The organism is Alicyclobacillus sp. SO9 (assembly GCF_016406125.1).
GTDB lineage: Bacteria > Bacillota > Bacilli > Alicyclobacillales > Alicyclobacillaceae > SO9.
This window is the reverse complement of record NZ_CP066339.1, coordinates 4,856,505-4,878,970: the sequence shown is the minus strand read 5'-3', so window position 1 is coordinate 4,878,970 and position 22,466 is coordinate 4,856,505. Positions and strand designations below refer to the sequence as shown.

20 protein-coding genes are annotated in these 22,466 nt (G+C 48.1%); 15 read left to right on the top strand and 5 right to left on the bottom strand.

Features of this window, described 5'->3' with window-relative positions; translation table 11 throughout:
* Positions 1-78: 78 nt before the first annotated feature.
* The 4 genes from GI364_RS22765 (at position 79) to GI364_RS22750 (ending at position 3,809) form a co-directional block, all read left to right on the top strand.
* Entirely contained in the window at positions 79-513 is a 435-nt protein-coding gene (locus GI364_RS22765) for a rubrerythrin family protein (protein WP_198851450.1), read from the top strand.
* Between the two features lie 103 nt (positions 514-616).
* Positions 617-1,201: a DUF3501 family protein gene (locus GI364_RS22760; protein ID WP_198851449.1), complete on the top strand. Its 585-nt coding sequence runs from the start codon at positions 617-619 to the stop codon at positions 1,199-1,201.
* Between the two features lie 331 nt (positions 1,202-1,532).
* A complete protein-coding gene (locus GI364_RS22755; RefSeq protein WP_198851448.1) occupies positions 1,533-2,537 on the top strand; it encodes an ArsR/SmtB family transcription factor in 1,005 nt (334 codons plus the stop codon).
* Between the two features lie 90 nt (positions 2,538-2,627).
* Positions 2,628-3,809 (top strand): MFS transporter, encoded by a 1,182-nt coding sequence (locus GI364_RS22750; RefSeq protein WP_198851447.1) that lies wholly within the window; start codon positions 2,628-2,630, stop codon positions 3,807-3,809.
* Between the two features lie 486 nt (positions 3,810-4,295).
* On the opposite strand, the gene GI364_RS22745 is transcribed toward GI364_RS22750, so the two are convergent.
* Complete coding sequence (locus GI364_RS22745) at positions 4,296-4,583, bottom strand: hypothetical protein (RefSeq protein ID WP_198851446.1); 288 nt, start codon at positions 4,581-4,583, stop codon at positions 4,296-4,298.
* Between the two features lie 168 nt (positions 4,584-4,751).
* Positions 4,752-6,080, bottom strand: coding sequence for an LCP family protein (locus GI364_RS22740; RefSeq protein WP_198851445.1), 1,329 nt, complete (start codon positions 6,078-6,080; stop codon positions 4,752-4,754).
* A 445-nt stretch (positions 6,081-6,525) separates the two neighbouring features.
* Between GI364_RS22740 and GI364_RS22735 the strand changes: the two genes are divergently transcribed.
* The 5 genes from GI364_RS22735 to GI364_RS22715 all read left to right on the top strand — a co-directional run bounded on the left by GI364_RS22735 (position 6,526) and on the right by GI364_RS22715 (position 12,206).
* The gene (locus tag GI364_RS22735) at positions 6,526-8,808 is read left to right on the top strand and encodes a putative bifunctional diguanylate cyclase/phosphodiesterase (protein ID WP_198851444.1); all 2,283 of its coding nucleotides are present in this window, start codon (positions 6,526-6,528) and stop codon (positions 8,806-8,808) included.
* A gap of 168 nt (positions 8,809-8,976) precedes the next feature.
* On the top strand, positions 8,977-9,273 hold the full coding sequence (locus tag GI364_RS22730; RefSeq protein ID WP_198851443.1) for a hypothetical protein: 297 nt from the start codon (positions 8,977-8,979) through the stop codon (positions 9,271-9,273).
* Positions 9,274-9,342: 69 nt separating this feature from the next.
* Positions 9,343-10,950 carry a hypothetical protein gene (locus GI364_RS22725; protein WP_198851442.1) on the top strand — a complete coding sequence of 536 codons (1,608 nt, stop codon included), beginning with the start codon at positions 9,343-9,345 and terminating at the stop codon, positions 10,948-10,950.
* 5 nt (positions 10,951-10,955) lie between these two features.
* A complete protein-coding gene (locus GI364_RS22720) occupies positions 10,956-11,519 on the top strand; it encodes an RNA polymerase sigma factor (RefSeq protein WP_233096212.1) in 564 nt (187 codons plus the stop codon).
* Between the two features lie 114 nt (positions 11,520-11,633).
* Positions 11,634-12,206 carry a hemerythrin domain-containing protein gene (locus GI364_RS22715; RefSeq protein ID WP_198851440.1) on the top strand — a complete coding sequence of 191 codons (573 nt, stop codon included), beginning with the start codon at positions 11,634-11,636 and terminating at the stop codon, positions 12,204-12,206.
* Between the two features lie 674 nt (positions 12,207-12,880).
* Here the strand turns inward: GI364_RS22715 and GI364_RS22710 are convergent.
* Complete coding sequence (locus tag GI364_RS22710) at positions 12,881-13,831, bottom strand: glycine betaine ABC transporter substrate-binding protein (RefSeq protein WP_198851439.1); 951 nt, start codon at positions 13,829-13,831, stop codon at positions 12,881-12,883.
* A 535-nt stretch (positions 13,832-14,366) separates the two neighbouring features.
* On the opposite strand from GI364_RS22710, the gene cydD reads away from it, so the two are divergent.
* Genes cydD through GI364_RS22695 form a run of 3 tightly spaced genes read left to right on the top strand, consistent with a single transcriptional unit; the run spans position 14,367 to position 19,464 of the window.
* The gene (gene cydD / locus GI364_RS22705) at positions 14,367-16,286 is read left to right on the top strand and encodes a thiol reductant ABC exporter subunit CydD (protein WP_198851438.1); all 1,920 of its coding nucleotides are present in this window, start codon (positions 14,367-14,369) and stop codon (positions 16,284-16,286) included.
* Complete coding sequence (gene cydC / locus GI364_RS22700; protein ID WP_198851437.1) at positions 16,283-18,085, top strand: thiol reductant ABC exporter subunit CydC; 1,803 nt, start codon at positions 16,283-16,285, stop codon at positions 18,083-18,085. Before cydD ends, cydC begins: the two co-directional genes overlap by 4 nt.
* Before the next feature lie 35 nt (positions 18,086-18,120).
* On the top strand, positions 18,121-19,464 hold the full coding sequence (locus tag GI364_RS22695) for a mechanosensitive ion channel family protein (RefSeq protein ID WP_233095921.1): 1,344 nt from the start codon (positions 18,121-18,123) through the stop codon (positions 19,462-19,464).
* A gap of 107 nt (positions 19,465-19,571) precedes the next feature.
* Here GI364_RS22695 and GI364_RS24990 read toward each other — a convergent pair whose 3' ends face one another.
* Positions 19,572-19,763: a hypothetical protein gene (locus tag GI364_RS24990; RefSeq protein WP_233095920.1), complete on the bottom strand. Its 192-nt coding sequence runs from the start codon at positions 19,761-19,763 to the stop codon at positions 19,572-19,574.
* Between the two features lie 147 nt (positions 19,764-19,910).
* Between GI364_RS24990 and GI364_RS22690 the strand changes: the two genes are divergently transcribed.
* On the top strand, positions 19,911-20,423 hold the full coding sequence (locus tag GI364_RS22690; protein ID WP_198851436.1) for an RNA polymerase sigma factor: 513 nt from the start codon (positions 19,911-19,913) through the stop codon (positions 20,421-20,423).
* The gene (locus GI364_RS22685) at positions 20,410-20,859 is read left to right on the top strand and encodes a hypothetical protein (protein ID WP_198851435.1); all 450 of its coding nucleotides are present in this window, start codon (positions 20,410-20,412) and stop codon (positions 20,857-20,859) included. The genes GI364_RS22690 and GI364_RS22685 overlap by 14 nt, the downstream gene beginning before the upstream one ends.
* A 101-nt stretch (positions 20,860-20,960) precedes the next feature.
* On the opposite strand, the gene GI364_RS22680 is transcribed toward GI364_RS22685, so the two are convergent.
* Positions 20,961-21,518, bottom strand: a complete 558-nt coding sequence (locus tag GI364_RS22680; protein ID WP_233095919.1) for a hypothetical protein — start codon at positions 21,516-21,518, stop codon at positions 20,961-20,963.
* Between the two features lie 173 nt (positions 21,519-21,691).
* Between GI364_RS22680 and GI364_RS22675 the strand changes: the two genes are divergently transcribed.
* Positions 21,692-22,462: a creatininase family protein gene (locus GI364_RS22675; protein ID WP_370541810.1), complete on the top strand. Its 771-nt coding sequence runs from the start codon at positions 21,692-21,694 to the stop codon at positions 22,460-22,462.
* The last annotated feature ends 4 nt before the right edge of the window (positions 22,463-22,466 follow it).

Sequence of the window (22,466 nt, the reverse complement as noted above, 5' to 3'; positions counted from 1 at the left end):
ATTATATAATAGTTATTATCAAATATGACGGATGTGTGTCCACCAAATCCGTTACTCTAGACAAGGAGGAGATTTGAAGTGGGAGAACTAAAGGGAACAAAGACCGCAGAAAATTTGAAGGTTGGGTTTGCAGGTGAATCTCAAGCCAATCGTCGCTACTTATACTTCGCTGAGCGCGCTGACGAAGAGGGCGCAGTAGATGTCGCAAATTTATTCCGCAGCATCGCCAAAGGTGAAACGAAGCACGCATTTGGCCATTTTGACCGGATTCGTTTGCACGGTGAAGGCGATCCCGTTACTGGCTACCCGGTTCAAACCTCCCGTGAAATGTTAGAATCCGCGATTGCGGGGGAGACTTACGAGTACACAGAAATGTACCCTGGATTTGCGAAGTCTGCTCGTGACGAAGGCTTCGATGAAATCGGAGAATGGATGGAAGTCATGGCGAAGGCGGAGCGCGTGCACGCACAGCGTTTCCAACGGCTCCTTGATTCTCTAGGCGAAACCGTCTAAATAGAGTTGTATGAAAGAACCGTCGAGCGAGGCAGAGCCAGAGGACCCGCTGTCCTCTGGTGCCTTCGCAGACATTTTTCACCACATGAAAGGGGGAGATACAGTGGCACACACCATTGTCCGTGACGACCTGCAATCTTTACAAGAATACGGTAACCAGAGGCAACAGTATATTCGGGACATGATTGAAAAGAAAAACCAGCGCCGTGTACGTCTGGCCCCAGATGTATCGCTGCTGTTTGAAAACAAAGATACGGTTCTGTACCAGATACAGGAATTGATTTTTGGTGAAGACTTGGAAAATGAATCCGAAATTGCAGAGTATATCGACATATACAGCCCCATGCTTCCTGGCGATAACGAGCTCTCAGGCACCCTGTTCATTGAAATGGACAATCAAGAGAAACTTGAGGAAATGCTCGCACGCCTTAAAGGCATTGAAAATCATCTATACATGCAGATTGGTAATGAGCGAATACAGGCGGTGTTCGAAGAAGAACACGATGACAGGGAGTTCACAACCAGTGTTCATTACCTCAAGTTCCCCTTAACTCCGTCTGCCGCTAAAGCTATGACTTCGGATACAGGCGTTGTTGTGAAGTTGGTGCTGGATCATCCGGAGCTGCAGGCTGACATGAAACTTGACCCTGCAACGATTGCCAGCTTAGGCAAAGACCTGCAGGCATAACTTGTAACGGCCTTACGAAGCCTTACGAAGCCTTAAGAAGCCTTATGAAAGATAGTGAAAGACACCCGGGTTGGTACGGCTGACAAATCTGTCAGCAAAACGGGTGTCTTTTATGTTGCTATTGCGTTTGCGTTCCTTGTTTCTGTGGGAGGGCCGCTTTGGCAGTCTTTAGTCCGCATGGGGTGGTAGTGGATTGCTACAGCAACTTGACGTCCAATCAAACTTGGGGTAAGTAGGGTAAGAGAGTATTCAGCAGGGAGTATTCAGAGTCAGGATGAATCCTGTGGGAAAAGAGCGGTGAGTTGAAATGTCTCTTTCGGTGTCTGCCGATGTGTCAGAACCTAAAGTTTCCGTGTTTTACTCCAGTGTTGTGGAGTTAATTTCGATTGCAAATGTTTTAGCCGACCCAAAACATCATGTCTCTGTACAGGATGAGCTGTCGGATGTGATCGAAAAACTGAGTTCGAACAGCCGCTTGTTTCTGCAAAAAATGGCGCAGATGCCGTTTCAGGGGCTGGAATTTTTCGAGATTGTCCTGGACTGCCGTATTTTTAATGATGTATCTCAGTTTACACAGGTGGTTTGCGACTTTGATAATAGAAGATTCATTCATGTTTTAACTGGAGGAGAGTTAGAGAACAGTGAAATTGTTCGACTCATGGAGGACAGACAAGCACTGAGTGAGCTGCTGCATAATTTTCCATGGGTATACCGCGGCGGACATGAGGCATTTGAGAGCGTTCTGTATGACACCCAAAAATTTAAAGAGGACTTTGCAGGACTGATTACAGAACTTTACCAGGTGTATTTTGCTGAAATGTATCAGAATTTAAAATCGGATTATGAGGCTTCACTGGAGGTCCTGAGAAATAGTTTGGCCAAAAACTCACCTCGTGAATTAGCTGAGAAAATTATGAATCGCAGTATCAGAACGGAAGGCACAATCGAGGAATATCTGTTTGCTCCGTCTCACTATATCAACCCACATTATGTAATGGCCTACAATGAGTCTTCTCGGTTGCTCTTGTACGACATGCGACGAGAAAGCCGGGACACTGCTATAACCCGACAGAAACTCTCCGCTTCTTTAAAGGTTTTAAGCGATGAGACGCGGCTCGAAATCCTCAGGCTTTTAATCCTTCAGCCTACATATGGGAAAATTCTTGCCGATCGGCTGAACCTCACAACAGCTACCATTTCGCATCATTTGGAAGTCCTCAGTTCTGCACATTTAGTTACTGAGAGTAAAGACAAGAACACGAAGTACTTCAGCGTCAGTGAAGACAATCTTGAGAAAATCATAGCGGACTTGAAGGGCTATTTATACAACAAATAGGAATAACTCGAGATATTGCCAAATCAAATTGTTCATTGATATAATATAGTCATCTTATTAGATATACATCTTATATAGGTGGCTTTCATTATGGGTATACCTCAAAGAGGGAGATTTTCGAAGCTACAGGTCAAATTTCTTGTAATCTTGGGCTTCGCAGCTGCACTGCGTGAACTGTCGATGACGATGTTAAATCCCTTTATCAATATTTACGGGGAAACCTTAAAGTGGAGTACACCACTTTTATGCGGCATAGCACTTGGGATCTACGGCCTCACAAATGCTGTTTTTCAGTTGCCCTACGGTAGATGGAGTGATTTTTCTGGAAGAAAGCCAGTCATTTTAACGGGGCTTGCACAACTCGCGGCTGGACTCGTTCTTGCTTTTTTTGCAAATGATATCTTCACGCTCATTCTTGCCCGAGCTCTACAAGGAAGCGGTGCATTAATGGCGATTGCCTACTCGTGGATTGGCGACGGAATTGAAGACGACAGTCAAAAGAGCAAAGCAATGGGGATTGTAGGAGTTATGGTCGCCGTAGGCGCTGTCGCCGCGTTCATCGCGGGTCCTCTGCTGTATCGAATTATATCGGTAAAGGATATGTTTTTGGGATGCGCTATACTCATCTTTGCCGCCATTGTATTGATTCTTCTATTTGTCCCAGAAACCAAATCTGACAAAGAGACGCTCTCGCCAGCAGCGGCTTCACCAATAACAAAAATACTAATGAATAGGCAGGTGCAATTGCTGTCTCTCTCAGGATTTTCAATCAATTATTTAAACGCGGAGTTGTTTCTGGTTGTACCCCCGAGATTAAACCAGGATATTGGCGCTGCGAATATGTGGATTGTATTTTTACCCGCAATACTCCTTGGCATGGTTGCGATGAGAATCACGACAACCCTTGCTGATAGAGGCTACTACGTACAGGTGTCATCTGCCGCATTTACAGCCGCGCTGTTCGGATGGATTCTGCTTGCAGTAAATGGGCTTGTCTTCACTATTTTGGGGACGACTTTGAGTCTCGCCGGATTTATGTGCCTGACCGCAGGAATTCCCTCAGAAATCAACAAACTGATGTCTAAGGACAAACGCGGTACTGCGAACGGTGTAATGCAAACCTTCGCTTTTGTTGGATTCTTCCTTGGTCCAACCATAGCCGGCTTGCTGATTGGATATCAGATGGAGCGTGCTCTCTTCGGACTTTCTCTGTTAATAGCGGCGATTGGTGTCATGAGTTCCTTCTTGATATCGGTTTATCGACAGGCGTAATAAGTTATCTTGGCAAGATGCAGAAAAAGGGTTTCTCTCGAGTGTTACGTCAATGGGGGGTAGGGTGAACAATGAGTAATATGAGAGACAGATTTAGTGAATCTAATCTTTGAACTGTACCCACAGTCGTTTGCCGTTTCGACGCAGCAGCATGATATTAGGGTACTTCCAACTCAGAAGAAATCGAACGAAAATTCCGGCTAGAATCCAGGGGATACACAGTTGCTGCACAACATTCGCTTTGACTGCTGGACTTGGGCCGGGGGAGTGCATCAGCCAAGTGGATACACTGACTCCACTTTCGACGAGGAACATAATCAGAATGAAAACCCCTAAAGTAATTGAGACAGCCTGCGATGAACCGGCTCTGCGCGGGTCCTTATCCCTTATATTCCATGAACCTCCAAAATGCTGACCAGAAAGCTGACAGGTTTTTGCGTCTCGGTCCATATCGGCAGACAAAAAGGTTTTACGAAAGTATAGGGATTAAAATGTAGGGAACCAAGAGGCCACAGTTAGGGCAATCCAAGGAATATCATAATACCACCACGTATTCGGGGGTATGCTGCCATGGAAGAGACGCTCCATCCAAAATAAGGCGAGCGCAAAGAGACCAACAAGCAGCGCAAAGTAGGCAACCATCCAGGTAGTTGGAAGGTAAGTCTGAACACGCACGTCCAAATGGACTTTGCTTGAATTGTTACTTACCCTGGAACTATCAGTTAAACCGATAGGCATCGCAGAATTTCGACTGTTCTCCTTGTTCACTTGCATGTCTAAAGCACTCCTCTCATTTTGTCTAGCATTCCGTCACTCAGTCTGTCAGGTATTCCGTCAAGCACGGTTGTGTAAACGCGATGTTCTGTGGGACACACTTGTGATGTAAGGGGAACCTGTGGTGTCTGCTGCAGCATTGACTCGGCATGGGGGCTGGCTGTCAATTCACCGTGAAGGCTTCACACCTCCACCTGGTGCAGGTGCCCCCAGAGGTCCGAAATCAGCGGGGTTTGACCCAGGATTTACAATCTCATTTCCCGGGTCATCACCTTGGAAGATGTTAGCTGTACTGCCCGCACTGCCAGGTGAGCCTGCAGTGTTCCCAGCCGTCATGCCTCCTGCCCTGCCAATCTCACTGCGAGGGCTGCTGATGGTGTTTGGACCAGGAGACTTCTGACGGGGCGGCACGTCGTTCGCACTGAGGAAGTACTTGTGTATGACTTGCTTTAGCGTTTTTTGGTTTAGAATCAACTCATCGTTCGGTGCTTTCAGCACGTCATCGCGGATGTATTTTGTGGTGCTGGGAATCTGAAAGTAGTGAATTTGTTCATCGGGGTGAAAATCAGCCTTTACATTTAATCCAAGCGAAAGCAAATCTTCAGTGGAAAGATTCGTAGAAATCAAGTATTTCGGCAGCGCTTTGGCTAGAGCCGGAAGGTGCGGTATGTTCTGGGGTTTAAGCACTTCCTTCGCAATGCCGATTAAGGCTCGTTCCTGGATTTGTTGTCTCCCATAGTCCCCTCCTGGTACACTGTCTCGTTCCCGAACAACTTCGATTGTCTGTGCACCGGTAAGGAAGTGCTCACCCTTTTGAAACACATCACCTTTCATTTGTTTGTGCCATGGATGGGTGAGTTTGATGGTGAAGGGCAAGTCAATATTAATACCTCCCAGCGCATTCACCATATCCTGCAAACCCCAGAAACTGGTCTCCGCATAGAAGTTAATGGGGACGCCGGTCACTTCAGATACGGTTTTGACGGTCTGCTCAATCCCCTTGTTTACACCATATTTGTCTTCATCCATGAACTGGATTGTCGTGAGTTTCGTATATCCGTAACCTGGAAAATATGTCCGTGAATCTCGCGGTAAACTAATCATGTTGTACACGTGGTGATTTAAATCGACATGAACCAACACCATGGTATCGGAGTGGCTGATTTTGTCGCCGGGTCTTGCATCCGACCCAATCAGAAGCATGTTAAATGTTCCCGGAAGGTTCACCGTCGGAACGGGATTCGACGCGGTATCATTTGTAGAGGTGTTTGCTGTGCCGTTGGCAACGCTGTTCCCGGCCAAGGGCTCGCCGACAACCGACAGGTTACTAAAATGTGTGGCGGCACTCAACTGCTGATACTGATAAGTACCAAAGCCCAGCCCTCCTCCGACAAGAACTGCAAAGGCCAAGGCACTGTACTTAAAAAAGCTTCTCCATTTCCACCGCTTTATCCCATCTTGCCTCTTAGCATGACTGCGACTTCGTTTAAATATCAAATCCCCATGCCCCTTATGTATATCTGTGTAGTGTAACAATCAGTTGTCATTGCAATCAGTCGTTACCGCCAACATTTTCACACTGTTTAGTTTGGACGGAACCACAGGCGTATACACTTGTGCCACGTTCATCCCGTTTATTCTTTCATATGGCTCATCTTTAGCATGTGTTATCTGCCTGAGGTTTAGCATACCTCTTGATAACCTATATATGGTAATTGCTTGGGCTCCATTACTCATGGTGTTTGGCTGTCAGACCGGCACTTTGAAAGGGATTTCATCATTGCGCCACGTTGTCCCACACAGTGAGAATTGTAGAAGGTTGACGCGATGTTTGCATAATTTGTTTGATTTTGTCTATTTACAGTATAGATCATTTATTTTCGCTTGTGTGCAGGAGGAATGCTTTGCGGACAGAAATGTAAGTGCAAGGAGCGTGAATGGCGTGGTCGTGACGCACGGCGAGTTTAGTAACGGTAAGCCTCCCAAAGACAAGAAGGGTAATGAGGACACCAAATTACATAAATCTTTGCACATTGAGAAAAATGACGAAACCGTAGACAATCTCACACTTGGAGACGACAGATCAAGAGTGTTTGACGCAGCGTCAAACTTGCTCAATAAGGACTCAAGGGTGTTTGACGCAGGCTCTCAACTGCTGGATGAGGACTCCGTGTTTGACAACGAATTGTATCAATCGATGTTTAGACTTGCCAATGAAGCCATTTTTGTTTTTCCTATAGGGGACGATGGTCGTCCTGGTGCTTATGTACGGGTAAATCCGGCCGCGTGTGAACTGCTCGGATACACGGAACATGAGTTGTTGCAATTGAGTCCTGTCGATATCACCCCCACGAGCCGGCACAGCGGGATTCCTGATTTATTAGCCCGTATCTATGCTGATGAGAAATTGAGGTTCGAAGGTGCCTATATTAGGAAGACCGGAGAGACGGTACCACTGGAGTTTAGTGCAACAAAACTGAATGTTCATGGAAAGACTCTTGTTGTGTCCTTTGCGAGGAATATTACCCAAGAGAAGACGGCTTTGGCAAAGCTGCAAGAGAGTGAACAACTATACAGAACGTTGGTTGAAACCTCTCCATTATTGATTACCGTCCTCGTTAATGGACGGATTGTATTTGTCAATCAGACGGGTGCGCAAATCATTGGCGGAAGCAAACCGGAACAATTGGTGGGCAGGTCAATGTGGGATTTTATTGCGCAAGAGGAACATGACCGTCTGCGCCCTCGTCTTCGTGCATTGTCTTCAAGCAGGCGTATTAATCCGCCGGTAGAGACGAAACTCGTAAATTTGGATGGGCAAATTATACACGTTGAGTCACGTACAAGCTTGATTCAGTATGGAAATCGACCGGCTATTCTTGCGGTTATTCAGGACATCACTGAGCGCAGGCAATCGCAGCAGTTAATTTGGAATATGGCCTATCGCGATCAGCTTACAAATCTGTATAATCGCCGCGCCTTCGTGGAACAACTGCAAGAAGCTTTGCAGTCGAACGGTCTGACGGAATCGGCCTCTCCCTCAGAAGAACTAGCGCTATTTTTCCTCGACATCGACAGGTTCAAAGTTGTGAATGATACATTTGGTCACGCAGCAGGGGATGAACTTTTAAGTCAGGTTGCTGACAGGTTGCGTGAGTTGACGCCGTCATCAGCGTTTGTAGCACGTCTTGGCGGGGACGAATTCACCATTCTGCTTAGGCAGCCAAGAGATGGGATGGAACAGTTATCGCGGGACATCATTACTGGGCTGAATACCAAGCCGTTTTGTGTTCATGGTCAGGAAATTCTGGTCACAGCCAGTCTAGGTGCGACCCAGTTCTCATTTTCGGACGAAATTGATGCGGATTTGCTGAGACAGGCCGATGTAGCAATGTATGAGGCAAAGAGGCAGGGTGGCAACAATGTGAGTTGGTATAAATCCCAAAATACAATTGAACTGCCCATGCGGCGTTTGAAACTGGAAGGCAGCATGTATCGAGCACTCCACCGCGGTGAATTTTCACTGGTCTATCAGCCAAAGGTAAATACAAGGACAGGCAGCATCGCAGGGCTGGAAGTACTGCTGCGATGGACGAGTCCCGAATTTGGAGAAGTGTCTCCAGATGAATTCATACCCATTGCTGAGGAGAACGGACTCATTGTTCCGCTTGGCCACTGGGTCATCAGAAGCGTCTGTACACAACTGGAGGAGTGGAATACCAAGGGGATAAGTGTGGTTCCGGTTGCGGTAAATCTCTCTCCAAGGCAATTTCGGTCTGAAGACTTTTTTTCCGTGGTACGGGAAACACTAAATAACTGCCATCTCCAAGGGACGGTTCTTGAGTTTGAAATCACTGAGCGAAGCCTGATGGACAATACACGGAGTACATCCACCCGAATGCGCCAACTGCGCAATTTAGGGGTCAGCTTCTCTATCGACGACTTCGGCGTTGGCTATTCCTCTCTCGCCTATCTAAAGCGGTTTCCCATTGATGTGTTGAAAATTGATCAGTCGTTCGTCAAAGACTTGGACACTGACGCCACAAACCGACAAATCGTCATGGCCATGATTCAACTGGCTCACAACCTAGGTCTGCAGGTGATTGCAGAAGGCGTCGAGTATGAAAGTCAGCGGGTATTTTTTCAATCTCATCATTGTGACATGATTCAGGGATATTTGATTTCGCAGCCAAAAACCCCTCAGGAAATTGAAGCTCTGCTGTGATTTCTGGGGGGCGACCATGGCAGCTCTTGCGCTGGCTGAGACTGCTGGCCCCGCTGCGATGACTGCGATGACTGCGATGACTGCGATGCAGTCATGATGAAAAATGTTGTTTCGCTTTTCCTCCAAATACCGTCTAATACAATAGACTTGTGCGGGAGGGGTATCGACGTGAGGAAAAAGCTGAAAGCGTCTGAATGGGAGGCCAAACTCAGGAAGTCGATGCAGGCCCGTCAAAAATTGTCTGATGAGGACAGCACGACAGCATACTCTAGTAATTTCCAGATGCAAAAGGAACGGGTATGGATAAACATTCAGAGGCAGTTGGAGCACGAATCAGCCAATCACCAATCCTCCAGCACCGGTATTCGTGACAATAGGACAACTTCGCTCGATGCAGATTCACCTGAAAGCGGATTGCCTGATGGAAAGGCTGTAGACGCCGGCCGTCAAAATGCGCCACTTTAGGAGAGCCGGTTTTATCATGCTCCAAATTACAACGGCCTGTATTCCACGCTTCGGCGCAGGATAAGAAATGTGGTGCCGGTTGTGGCCATTGTCGCGGCAGTCGTCGTCGCTGCCGGCTTGCTGACTTATATCGGGTCACCAAAACAGTCTGTTTTTGCTAAATGGTTTTCTTTACGTAATGTTCGTCACTTTGCTTCCCTACACGTGTCCAAAGCAGACACAACCAAGACAAATGGGGTACCTAAGGGTTTCCAACTGACGAAGGTATCCACACTGGGATCCGTTTCACCTGCGTATACATCTGTTCACAAATCGCTGGCTTCTCCCAATGGACAATGGTTGGCACTTTATAAACCAGGGACGGGAACGTTTCTTGAAAACATGAGCGGTCAAGAAATTAAAGTCTCTGACAGAAAATTGAGGATTGCAGCTTCCACACCAACGAGTGCGGTTGTGATGAAGGATCTCAATGGCAGTGTGGTACTCGCCTATTTGCCGACTCAAGGTCCGAGAACTTCACAAAAATCCAATCAGTCCGCCGCCCGTCAGGCAGTCTCACAGGGTAATGTATCTCAATCTGAGAGCAATAGAAATACCGCGACAGCACAAGTAGATAAGAATGTACAGGCAGGAAGGGTCACCCTGCGTGCAGGGCAAGTGCGCTACTTCCCAATTGGACCAAATTCTTCGGGCGTAACTAGCAAACACTTGCAAAAATCCGCAGTAACTTATGGAAGTACCCATCATCACTTGCCCCAAACCACTTCCATAAAGCCTGACGGAAACAGTGGTGCGAGCAGCCATATAAACAGTAAAGTGAACAGTAAAAAGTATGCAGCCAACCAAAATGAATCGGACGTGCCGATGACTGTTTGGGCTAAGGAAAGTACGGGCGGCAACTGGATCGAGAAAATATGGTCAAAGTCCCGTGCATCGGTTCGCATCAACAGGCAGGTCGTTCCCCGGTTGGCAAAAGCGGTTGCGGCCGAGTGGTCGCCGACAAACGGAGACGTCTTGGCTGCGGTCCTGCCAGACACAAATTCTGTAGATTCCGGGAAAGTACCTCAAAACTATACCATCGTAACGTACAATGTGTTGACAAAAAAACTGCATACAGTGGTGCAAGGTGTCTCGCTGAATGTCTCAGGCGGCGCACGGCATGTGCTGCAGTGGTCAAGAGACGGGTTCGAAGTGTCTGTCGTCACAACCAGAGGGCTGGCTGCGTTTTCAACGACGGGACGGGCTGCAAAGGGCTGGGGCTCTTTTCCTGAGCTCCGCGGCCCTTACGTATGGCTGAATCAGTACTACGTGCTAGCCGCTGATTATAAACATATGTCCACCAGTGGTCCGGCAAACGTTCCGGCCAGCAGTGAAACAGCAACGAAACTCAGCGTGGCCGCTTGGTTTGGAGTGAACGCGTCGTCAATTTCCGCCGGTCCATCTGTGAGCGGACGAATTATCGACATTCGCCGGGCGGGTGCCGGTCGTGCTTTGGTGCAAACGACGGCTGGCTTGTGGCTTGTCAATCAGGGCAAGGACATGCAACTGTTACATCGCGATGCTACATCGTGGTGGTATGACGCGAAAGATAATTCCCTTTACGTCATGGTAACGGGATCGGCTCATGTCTATAGAAAGTCGCTGACAGGACTATTGACTGGAGGGGGCAGCCAGTGACGCATATGTCATCATCTGATATATCGAACACGAACACCCCCATGTCCAACTCCTGTTTTCGAGAATTGTACGACGTACACTACGCTGCTGTGATGGCATTTGCCAGAAGTGCGGCGCAAACAGAAGAGGATGCCGAAGAAATTGTCCAGGATGTCTTCGTGAAGGTAGCTCGAAACTATCATCAATTTCATGGCAAATCCAGTGTGCGCACTTGGGTGCTTGCCATTGCGCGCAATGTCATAACAGATTATTGGCGAAAGCAGTCACGTCGTGCCAAGTATCGGGCGGACGATGTCGAAGGGGAAGACATTGCAAAAATGAGCAGCGAAACAGCCGTCGATCCCTTGGACTACACCGTCAAACAAGACGAATCCACCTGCATCAGGATGTTTGTCGACAAATTACCGCAACATATGCGTCTTGTCGTTCTCTGTCGGATTTACCAAAGTTTCAGTGTGCTCGAAACCGCCCGTATTCTCGGTTGGAGTCAGGCACGTGTGCGCGTCACCTATAGCCGCGCTTTGCGTAAACTCCGTACCGTGTGGCCCGGACGTGAAGAGATAGTTTGATGTCATATATAGTTGTAGTAGGAATTTTGGCATTTTGGCATTTTGGCGGAACAGCCTGGACTTGACTACAATATGAGGTACATAGGAAGGCAGAGAGTGAAGGAGGGGCGGCCTGTGGCTGGCATTAAGAGGCATGAAGCACTTCAGGAATTATCTCGTCATCACCACCATGCATTGGTGGTTGCGATGAATCTGAAACGCGCCCAAATTGAGGACGTAACCAAACTGCGGCAAGAGGTTATTCAATTCTGGGATGACAGCGGCAACCATCACTTTCGCGAAGAAGAAGACGTGTTGTTACCCACATACGCAAAGTATAAGGATTTACAGGATGACGAAAATGTCATCAGAATGCTCATTGAGCACGTACAGATTCGAATGCTTGTACAGACCATCAGAGATGGTATGGGTGATGAAGGGGAAGTGCGTGATGATGCGGAACGGGCTGATCGGGGACTAAAAAGTAGAGATCAAGCCGACACAAATGGCGATCACGGTACTCAAACAGCACCCACCCCCGTTCCCAAGCCATCGGTAGACAATATAAGCTTAAATACCTTTCATAAGCTGGGCGGTTTATTAAAGGGACATGTCCAATTGGAGGAACAAGTCATCTTTACACAGATACAGGAAACTGTACCCGAGCCTGATTTGTTTGCTATCCAACACTTTTTTCACGAAATGTAAATGGAACTGGGAATGAGATCGTGTGTTGTTGGATGACCCTAGAAGACCGCGTCCAGGCATCGTGAACAGATAATCGGCATGCACGGAAGGCCTGAATCGACAGCTGACAGGACTGGCGGAGGGAGTCTCCGAAGTGCACTGAGGAGCTTAATGAGTTTGATGATACCACCCACCGCGTATTCGATGACTGGCATTAACCCTCCTGTATACCGCTGCGGGGTATAAATTTGCCGACATTGAGTCCGCCGGATACCACCCCTAGGTATAGTGGCGGATAATAAGCGCTTGGGAAGCGCTTATTGAGTGGTTTGGTGTGACAAATGGAGGAATAAGCGCGTGGGAGGAGCTTATTTAGCTTGTAGATACCGCTACGGGGTATGGAAATCGGATAATAAGCGCTTGGGAAGCGCTTATTGAGTGGTTTGGTGTGACAAATGGAGGAATAAGCGCGTGAGAGGAGCTTATTCAGTTTGTGGATACCACCCCCCCGGGTATCCGACGGCCCGCATTTGGGTCTGCCGGTCTGCGCCCAGCCGAGTATCCCCCAAACATCCATTCGCCGTGGTATGCGCCTCGAGGTATCGGCACACTGTGCCGCGCAATCCGCGCCACGCAACCCACGCTGCAGGCCCTTTCTGCCTGCAGCGCTGCGCTACTCGATAGTCTTTTAAACCCTACTTAAACCATGCGTCGACTAGCTGTTTGTTCTTGCTGATCCACTGATCGACGCCAGCCATCTTGTCTTGCGGATGATTATTAATGTCTTCTTCCAGCGTTCCCAGCTGTTTGACGCTTAAATGGAAGTTCTTGAGCCAGGAGATGGCCGTAGGATGGCTCGCGCTCCACGTTTTTGTGGCTACGGTTTCGATGACGCCAGGCTTGCCAAATACATTTTTCGGATCAGGAATGTAGTGCAAGTGATACTTAGCGAACGCCCAGTGCGGACTCCACAATGTGACAACGATGGGCTGCTTGTTATCATAGGCGCGTTTCAGCGCTGTCAACATCGCCGCGGACGAGCTTGATTGAAGCTTATACGGGAGGTTGTATTTTTGGATGGCTGTTTTGGCTTGGCCCATTTCAATCGATCCCGGTGATATACCCACAATCTTCCCGCCAAACTCCTTGGCATGAGTCCGGAGGTCGGCTACTGTCTTGATATTCTTCATGTAGTCCGGTACGACGAAGCCTTCCTTTGTATTCCCTGCGTACCAACGTCCGAGCACATTCACATGTGATCCGTATTTGTTCATATAATGTTTGTCAGCATACGGCATCCAAGTGTCGAGAAACAGGTTGACTTGGTTTCCGTACAGACCTTCCCAGACGGGACCAGGACTCAATTGTTTCAAGTCTACCTTATATCCCTTCTGCTCCAGCAACCGCTTCCACAAGAACGTTGCTGCAACATCTTCCGTCCAATTCATGTAGCCAATTGTAATCTGCTTGTTTTTGTCGCCGGTACTTGAACTTGACGACGTATTTGTCGTTGCCTGATTGGCGGTGTTGCCCGCGCCGGAACTACTTGTGTTTTGGTTTTTGTTTCCGGTGCTCGTACCGCAACCCGATACAGCTAATGTAGCCAGTACTGTGACTGAAGCTACAACCCCCATAGTGCGTTTCACGTAGAAGACTCCCTTCCTCATTCTCTTGAATCAATCGCTTGAATCAATCGCTTAAATCATTTTCTTCCGGCCGTTCTCCTGGATCATTGTCCTGAACGGCTTTCTTAAATGGGTGCTCCTAAATCATTCTCCTAAATCGTTCTTCAATACTCTTGCATCTTTGGCCTGTATGGTTCTGGGTTACAGATTATTGTCTTATAAGCGGCACCAGACCTCTGTCAGTCTGCAAAGCAAACCGCAACTCTTTTGTCTGGGTATTGTTGTTTGTTCTTTAAAAATGTAACTTTCTCACAATTCTATCGTAGTTGCAACAGAATTGCGACAAATATAAATCATTATGACATACTGGGCCCCATTTCCACAAAAGTGTTTGTGGTTAACTGCGTCTTATCGGTCGCTCGCTTGCCTCGCGTCAGAATGGACTCACACCCTGAACATGCATGTTGCTTGTTCTTTTAAACAACTTGATGCCGACTCGAAATCTGCGTTTCCGGTGCAGCTTTTGTTTGGTTCCTCGCAGTGCTAGGATAATGGCATGGAAAAAGCATCTAAAAACCAAGCAACACCTAATAGTGTAAATGAGTTGACAAAACGTCTGATAAATCGAGTCGGAGCTGTACGCTGGCTGCTCGTGGCAACGGTTTCGATTGGTGTTCTCAGTGGAGCGTTGCTGATTGTACAAGCCTACGGTCTTGCTCGTGTTGTTAATGGCATCTTTTTAAGTCATGTGTCCTTTTCATCTGTAAGACCCTGGTTATGGGTGATTCTTTGTTTAATTATAATTCGTTCACTTCTGACTTGGTTGAGTCAAACAGCGGCTGCGCGTCTTGCCATCCGGGTCAAAACTGATTTGCGTCGCCAAGTGCTTCAGCATCTGATGAGACTAGGACCTTCTTATACCTCAGGTATAAGAAGGGGTGAAATCATGAACACAGTTGTCAATGGGATTGAAGAATTGGAGGACTTTCTTCGGAAGTACCTTCCCCAAATGGCCTTGGCAGTACTGATGCCTTTGGCGTTTTTGGTTGTGGTGTTGACGCAGGATTGGATAACTGCACTGATACTGGCTGTTACAGGTCCTCTGATTGTCATGTTTATGATTCTGGTGGGGCGGTTGGCGGAGTCTGCAAGCGAGCGGCAATGGCGGCAACTGAGTATTTTGGCTGCATGGTTCTTGGATGTTCTTCAAGGAATGACAACGTTAAAAGTGTTTGGGCGTAGCCGTCAGCAGATTGAGTGGATGGGAAAGGCTAGCGAAGCATACCGTACTGCCACGATGAAAACGTTGCGTGTTGCATTTCTGTCGTCATTTTTACTGGAATTATTCGCGACCCTCGGAACAGCTGTAGTAGCTGTATCTCTGGGCCTGCGACTCATTTCGGGCCATATTTCGTTCCTCATTGCCTTTTTTGTTCTCCTTTTGACTCCCGATTTTTATCAACCAATTCGATCGCTTGGAAGTGAGTTCCATGCAGGCATGAACGGAGTTGTGGCAGCCGGTTCTATATTCGAAATTTTGGATGCTGAGCCTCAAGGTATCGGTAACGAGATCAACGAGATCAACGAGATCAACGAGGTGAATGAGAATGAAGTTGACGGGGTAGGTCAAGCCAATCACGTCAATGAGGTTGAAGTCAAGGGTGACAGACTTCCGGCACATCCCATGATGCCTGCTGGAGCGGTGCGGGGGATAAGCATCGAACTGGACAGTGTCTCATTTTCATACGGCCGTGCTGGCGATTCGTCTGGAGACAGTCAGGGCCGCTTGAACGCACTCTCAGGTGTCACTTTGTCGGTGGGGGCAGGGGAGATGGTCGCTGTTGTGGGTCCAAGCGGATCGGGCAAAAGTACCCTTCTTGATTTAATTCAAGGATTCCTCACTCCTACAGAGGGTACGATTCGAGCCAATGGTACAGCGCTGGAGCGGTGGGACACCGCCCGGTGGCGGAGCCAGGTTGCGGCTTTGCGACAGGCGTCCCATGTCTTTTCCGACACGGTCTTGGCCAACCTGTTAATGGCGCGGCCGGATGCGGCGAGCGCAGAACTGGAGGAGGCGGCCAAAGCTGCGCAAGCACATGACTTTATTTTGCAACTGCCCCACGGCTATCAAACGGTCATTGGCGAAGGTGGCGTTGGACTAAGCGGCGGGCAGAAGCAGCGTATTGCAGTAGCTCGGGCATTGCTAAAAAATGCACCGCTTGTCTTGTTGGACGAGCCGACGGCTCACTTGGATGCAGCGACGGAGCGCTTAGTGCAGACTGGGCTTGGGCGGCTCATAGAAAATCGGACCGCCATTGTGGTCGCGCACAGGTTAAGCACGGTACGAAAGGCCCATCGAATTGTTGTCATGCAACACGGACGCATCGTCCAAGTAGGGACGCACGGCGACTTAATCAATGAAGAGGGACTGTACCGTGAATTGCATCGCGCTCACGTTGGGGGTGCCGCACAGTGAAGCAGGAACACATCTCAAACAGTTTACAGCCGAATTTGAAAACCTCCACCATCATTTGGCGATTGCTGAAATTCCAGCGACCTTATCCTGGGCAGACACTTCTTTCTGTACTGCTTGGATTCGCCACAATCGGTGCCAGTGTTGGTCTGATGGCCACGTCGGGCTATCTGATTTCGAAAGCGGCCCTGCACCCCATTACAATTTTGCTGATATGGGTGCCAATTGTCGGGGTGCGGTTTTTCGGTTTGTCACGGGCCGCTTTTCGCTATGGTGAGCGGTATCTGTCTCACGACTTGACCTTTCGCATTTTAAAACAGATGCGCGTGTGGTTATATGCCAAGATTGAACCATTGGTCCCTTGGCTGTGGCAAAGTCGACAGAGCGGAGACGTAATGGCTGCGGTTGTCGGGGACATCGACACTCTTCAGAACTTATATTTGCGCGGTTTAGCACCTCTTGCAGTAGCACTGCTGATTATGATACTTACCGCAGCTATCCTTTGGAGTTTTAACTTCTGGTCCGCTGTTACATTTGTTCTGTTGTACTTGTTGGCTGGAATTGGTGTGCCGTGGCTGTCTCACCAATTCAGTGCGAAGGCCGGAGCCGAGTTGGTAAGGAGCAAAAGTCGCCTTCACACCCGCCTGACGGACACTATGGCTGGAATGGCAGACATCATCAGCTTTGGCCAAGTAAAGAAATGGCTGCACCACTACGAGGAGGAGCAGTCTGCGTTTAACCGCCAACAGGTTCGCCTGACAAACATTGAAGGCCTCAGCAGTGCTTTGTTGCTTGGCTTGAATCACCTTGCCATGTGGGGTGTTTTGTGGATTGGTGCGGCTGCTGTCAGCTTGGGCCAGGTCAAAGGGGTGGTGTTGGCTGCGATGATGCTGGCGGCTCTGTCTGCATTTGAAGCGTTAATGCCAATCCCGACCGCCTTTCAGCAAATAGGAGAATGTGTGGAAGCCGGAAGAAGAATTTTCGCTCTGGCAGATGAACGCAGCCCGCTGCTGGACGGGGAGTCTTTGCACCACCCTGCCTCTGCTGATGTCTCCCTCAATCACGTTCATTTTCGTTATCCCAATCAGGCTGAGAATGTCTTGACAGACATTACGTTTACCTTGCCAGAAGGAAAGCACATTGCGGTTGTTGGTGCAAGCGGTGCAGGCAAGAGTACATTGATCAATCTCATTATGAGGTTGTGGCAGCCTTCTGCCGGCAGCATACAACTCGGCGGGGTGGATGTGGAGGGTCTGACCGCTGAAGAAGTAAGAGCCAACTTTGCATTGGTTGAACAGTCGGCGCATCTCTTTCACGATACGGTTGCTGGGAATCTTCGGTTGGGCAAAATTGATGCGACGGATGCACAAATGGAAGCGGCGGCCGAGCAGGCGCAGATTGACGGCTTACTGCGGACACTGCCACAAGGCTATCAAACTGTGGTAGGGGAATTTGGAACACGGTTTTCTGGAGGTGAGAAGCAGCGCTTGGCATTAGCCAGGGCACTGCTCAAAGAAGCACCTGTTCTGCTGCTTGACGAGCCCACAAATGGACTCGATGCGCTGACAGAGAGACAGTTTCTCAGCGTTCTGAAGGGCGTAGCAAAAGACAAATCTCTTTTGCTCATAACCCATCGCCTCACCGGGCTGGAAGCCTTTGACGAGATTCTGGTATTCGATGCGGGGCGAATTGTTGAACGAGGTACGCATGAGGAATTGATTGGAAAGCGTGGAGTCTATCGTGCTATGTGGGAGGTTGAGACCGACCGCTTGCATGTTGATACAATTCAGTCCTCCCGCTAGAATAAGGAGAACACTCTCTGAACGGAGGAAAAGACGTGTGGCAGCAGTACTGGCATGAAACGCAATACTATGTTCTTCATGTTATCCCCTGGCACAGAGTCGGTGTCAGTGTTGTCATCTTATTGCTAGCACTGGCGTTTCGGCGCTTGTTCAGCCGCTATATACTACGTTTTACACTGCGCTTTACCAGCAAAACAAAGACACAACTGGACGATGAGTTGCTGCGGGCATTTCAAGCTCCTCTTGGTTGGTTGATTGTTGCCATAGGCTTGTACTTCGCATTGATGGCGCTTGGATTTAACGCTGCCGCGACACAGGCATTTGGACGGATACTTCAAAGTGTCTTTATTGTTGTTGTAGCCACGGGTCTCTATAAAGTGGCATATTTGTTTACGAATCTTGGGACTCGTTTTCGTTTGCAGTTTGACAGAATTGTAAAGCCGTTTTTGACAAGACTTTTGAGATTTATCATTGTTGCTTCTGCGGTTGCGATGATTGCGGATATCTGGGGCTTCAATGTGGGCACATTTGTTGCTGGCCTGGGAATTGGCGGCTTGGCTCTGGCGCTTGCGGCCAAAGATTCCTTAGCCAACTTGTTTGCAGGTTTTGTCATCATTACAGAACGCCCCTTTTCAATAGATGATTGGATTAAGACACCCAGTGTGCAGGGGACGGTAGAAGACATCACGTTTCGCAGTACCAAGGTACGCACCTTTGCTCAAGCACTTGTGATTGTACCGAACTCTCTGTTGGCCAATGAACCCATCACCAACTGGACGAAGATGGGCAAGAGGCAAGTCTCTTTTCAACTGGGTGTGACCTACAGTACCAGTAGAGATAAGCTCGAGGAAGTTGTCAAAGCGATTCGAAATTTGCTGCAGAACCATCCCGGTGTGCATCCAGAGACCATCATGGTTGCCTTTGATACCTATGGAAGCAGTAGCCTTGATATCTTCTTGTACTTTTTTACTAAAACTACAGTTTGGGCTGAGTATTTGGTCGTGAAAGAGGACATCAACTTTAAAATCATGGAGATTTTGGAGGAGCTGGACGTTCAGGTCGCCTTTCCCAGCCAATCCGTTTACTTTGAAACTCCGCTGCATACGAATCAGAGTCAACCTGAGGCTGCTGGTCATGAAGAGAATCAGGAGAATACTGGGCACACTCAAGTCGAGAGCGAACAGCATTCGCGGCGTGATCCCGTTTTTTCATCTCCCTCTGACTCACCTCAAAGCCCTGGCAAAGCACCTCAGACTGCCAACTCTGATGCACTGCACTCTGAAGAAGCAGCAGCGTCCAGAACAAGGATGTCTAGGTCCAGGTCCGGGGACGAGACCGATCATCATGAGCCGGATAAGAACACATCGTCGAGCAAATAACATCCGTTCCCATATCTGTAAGCCAACTTTGCCAATAGAGAAGAGGTCAACCAGTGTCCTTTCATTTTTCGCGTGTGTAATGCATTGGTAGTGAGTGACGAGTTGTTTCATGAATGGACGCCAGGCTTTTCCGGAGATACGTTGCACTCCGCAAAAGCCAAGCTGGAAGACGCTCTGCTTGAAGTACTGCCGCTTTTATAGGAGCCTGGATTCATCCACGACAAAACCGGGATAAACCTGCGATAGCCTCTACGAAGTTTGTTCAGATAGTCTTCTGCGACGACGTCTCTCTCTTCCATCATCATTTCTCTCAGAAGTTTCTCTGCTTTTTTGGCGTACGAACATGACAATTCCATATGCAGAGAGTTATAGTTGTTAGTTGGTAAACATGATACGAAACATTTTTGGGTTTCGTTACGTCTTGAGATTGAATGGGAGGACAGCAAGTGACTCCGGAAGAACGACTAGAATTATGGATAGACAGATATACCAACAAGCTTGTTCAACTTGCTTATTCATACGTTCGGAACTGGTCGACTGCGGAGGATATCGTGCAGGACGTCTTTATCAAATCGTTCCGAACCAATAGTCCATTGCGAGATGAAAGTAAAGAGTTATCGTGGCTGATGCGGATGGTGATGAATGAGAGCAAAACGAAACTCAGAGGGAAGAGATGGCGGGAAGTTCTGACAAGGTCCATTCCGGAGAACACCTCCAGGAGTTCAGAGGACACCTATATGCGACGCATCGAATCTGAGGAGATCTACGACTGCGTCCTGTCTCTTCCGGACATTTACCGTACACCAATTATACTGTACTACTTTGAAGACCTCTCAACGAAACAGATTGCGGATGTGCTCAATGTAGACAATGGCACTGTCAGAGTGCGCATATTTCGCGGGCGAAAGCACTTGAAAAGGGAATTATCTAAGCGAGGTGATTGGCATGAACGTGGATAGAATGATTCGTTCGGCGAAGCCACACTATAAACAGAACGTTGTAAATGTTGATGATTTTAGACAACAACTTTATGCAACTCTGGAGCAAACTTCGCCGCCATCTCGAAGGCATTTCTTTCTAACGAAAAAATCCCTTTGGTTCAGTATTCCTGGAGTATTGCTTTTAATGGGAGCCGGGTACGCGTCCGTTGCTTATTTTACATCCAATATGCATACCACTCCAAAACCATTAACAAAAGCACAAAATAGAAAGGACAACCTGAACACAAGTGCCCTCTATACGAATTTCGGGACATTCTATAAAACTAGCCATTTTGTCAAACTTCCAAAATCGGAAATTGCGCAGGGCATTGCTAATGTCAACTCACAGACAAAAGAAGTCATCACGAAGGACGGGATGTTTGTAACATATGACCTCTACAAACAGCACCACTGAGCTAACTGAGTCAAGTAACTGAGTCACTTGACTGCGTGAACGTACGCAATTGCCTTATTTGCTCGTTATGGCTGAGATGACGCGGCGGTCGCCGTAGTGTCCTACCAATAGACAATACCATTGCCGTCCATATACGCACTGCCGAGATTGTCTACTTCTAGATAATATGTACCTGGTTGAACATTCGGGAAGGTTATCCAATCATCGGTGGACGTGAAGCGTTTCGTCACATGGATGGTTTCTGAAGCATACCCATTTCCAACTGGGTAGAGCGTGTAAGCTAGATTTATCGATCCCGATGTTGCCGGATACTGAACGAGTTGGATTGTAACCGGCTCTGTGTTACCTATGACAAAGTCTTTGCTGCTTTCCGTCGTAATGAAGCTGTACGGATTCATTGAGGCAAAATGATACCAGTATGAGTTAGCACCGCCCGGAGCTGGTACAGCGAACATGGGAGAAAATCTATTGAGAGAATGTGTAACAGGATTTGGCGTCACGCCGCTCTGTTGCAGATGTTCTACCTGAACCCTAGTGAGACGTTTTGGTGCACTGAATGTACTTGATGAAGAGGGTGACGCATATGCAGTAGACGGGACAAGCATGGCTAATACTGACAAAGAGAAAACAGACCACATGAACAGCTTCTTCATTCTCATCACACCATTCCTCGTATTTTTTCACTTGAATCATACCACAACAATTTCGTTATTTAGGTTAAAAAAGATAAAAATGTTAATTCGTTCGCTGGATTCGTATCAGATGTAGTATATCTATGAGAATAGCGTTATATTGTATAGTGTATACAATCTGAGGGGGAGGAGTTGAGATAGTGGCGTATGTTTTGAGTGAAATGACGTGGCCGCAAGTGAAAGAGGCTATGGAGACTGTCAAATTGGCCCTGCTGCCAATCGGCGCACACGAACAGCACGGACCTCATCTCCATGAATCTTGTGACGCTGTACTCGCTGAAAGAATCGCCAGGAAAATTGCCGATGAACTTCACCCAAGTGTTTTGGTTGCTCCCACCATTCCATTCGGGATGTCGATGCACCACATTCACTTTCCTGGGACAATCACCCTTCGTGCGGAGACGCTGCTGCAGGTGCTGGAAGATATCATTTGGTCCCTCAAGCAACACGGTTTGGAAAACTTCCTTATTGTAAACAGTCACGGGGGAAACCAGTCGCTGCTAAGTGTTGCGTCAGCGCAGATTTCTCAGGAGCTTCAAGTAAACGTTACTTATACCAAGACCACAGCGTCTGCTAAGGAGAGTATTAAGAAACACGTTCACTCAGACTTGTTCGGTCACAGTTGTGAACGTGAAGTATCTGAATCCTTGTATGTAGCTCCGGAAATTGTTCGAGAGGACCATTTGGCCAAAGGTGAGATTCAGGAGGGGCCTTGGCGCTGGCTCCGTCCAGGGCAAGCGATTCAGGGGTTTTATTACTATGACGAAATGACGAAGAATGGTGCTATCGGGAATGCGCCGGCAGGGTCCTATGAAGCGGGGCGCGAGATTGTGGAGGAAGCTGTAAAAAATACTGCTGAGGCGGCAAGGAAGATCTTCGACTTAAATCCCAATTTCATTTCAAGAAACTGAATTA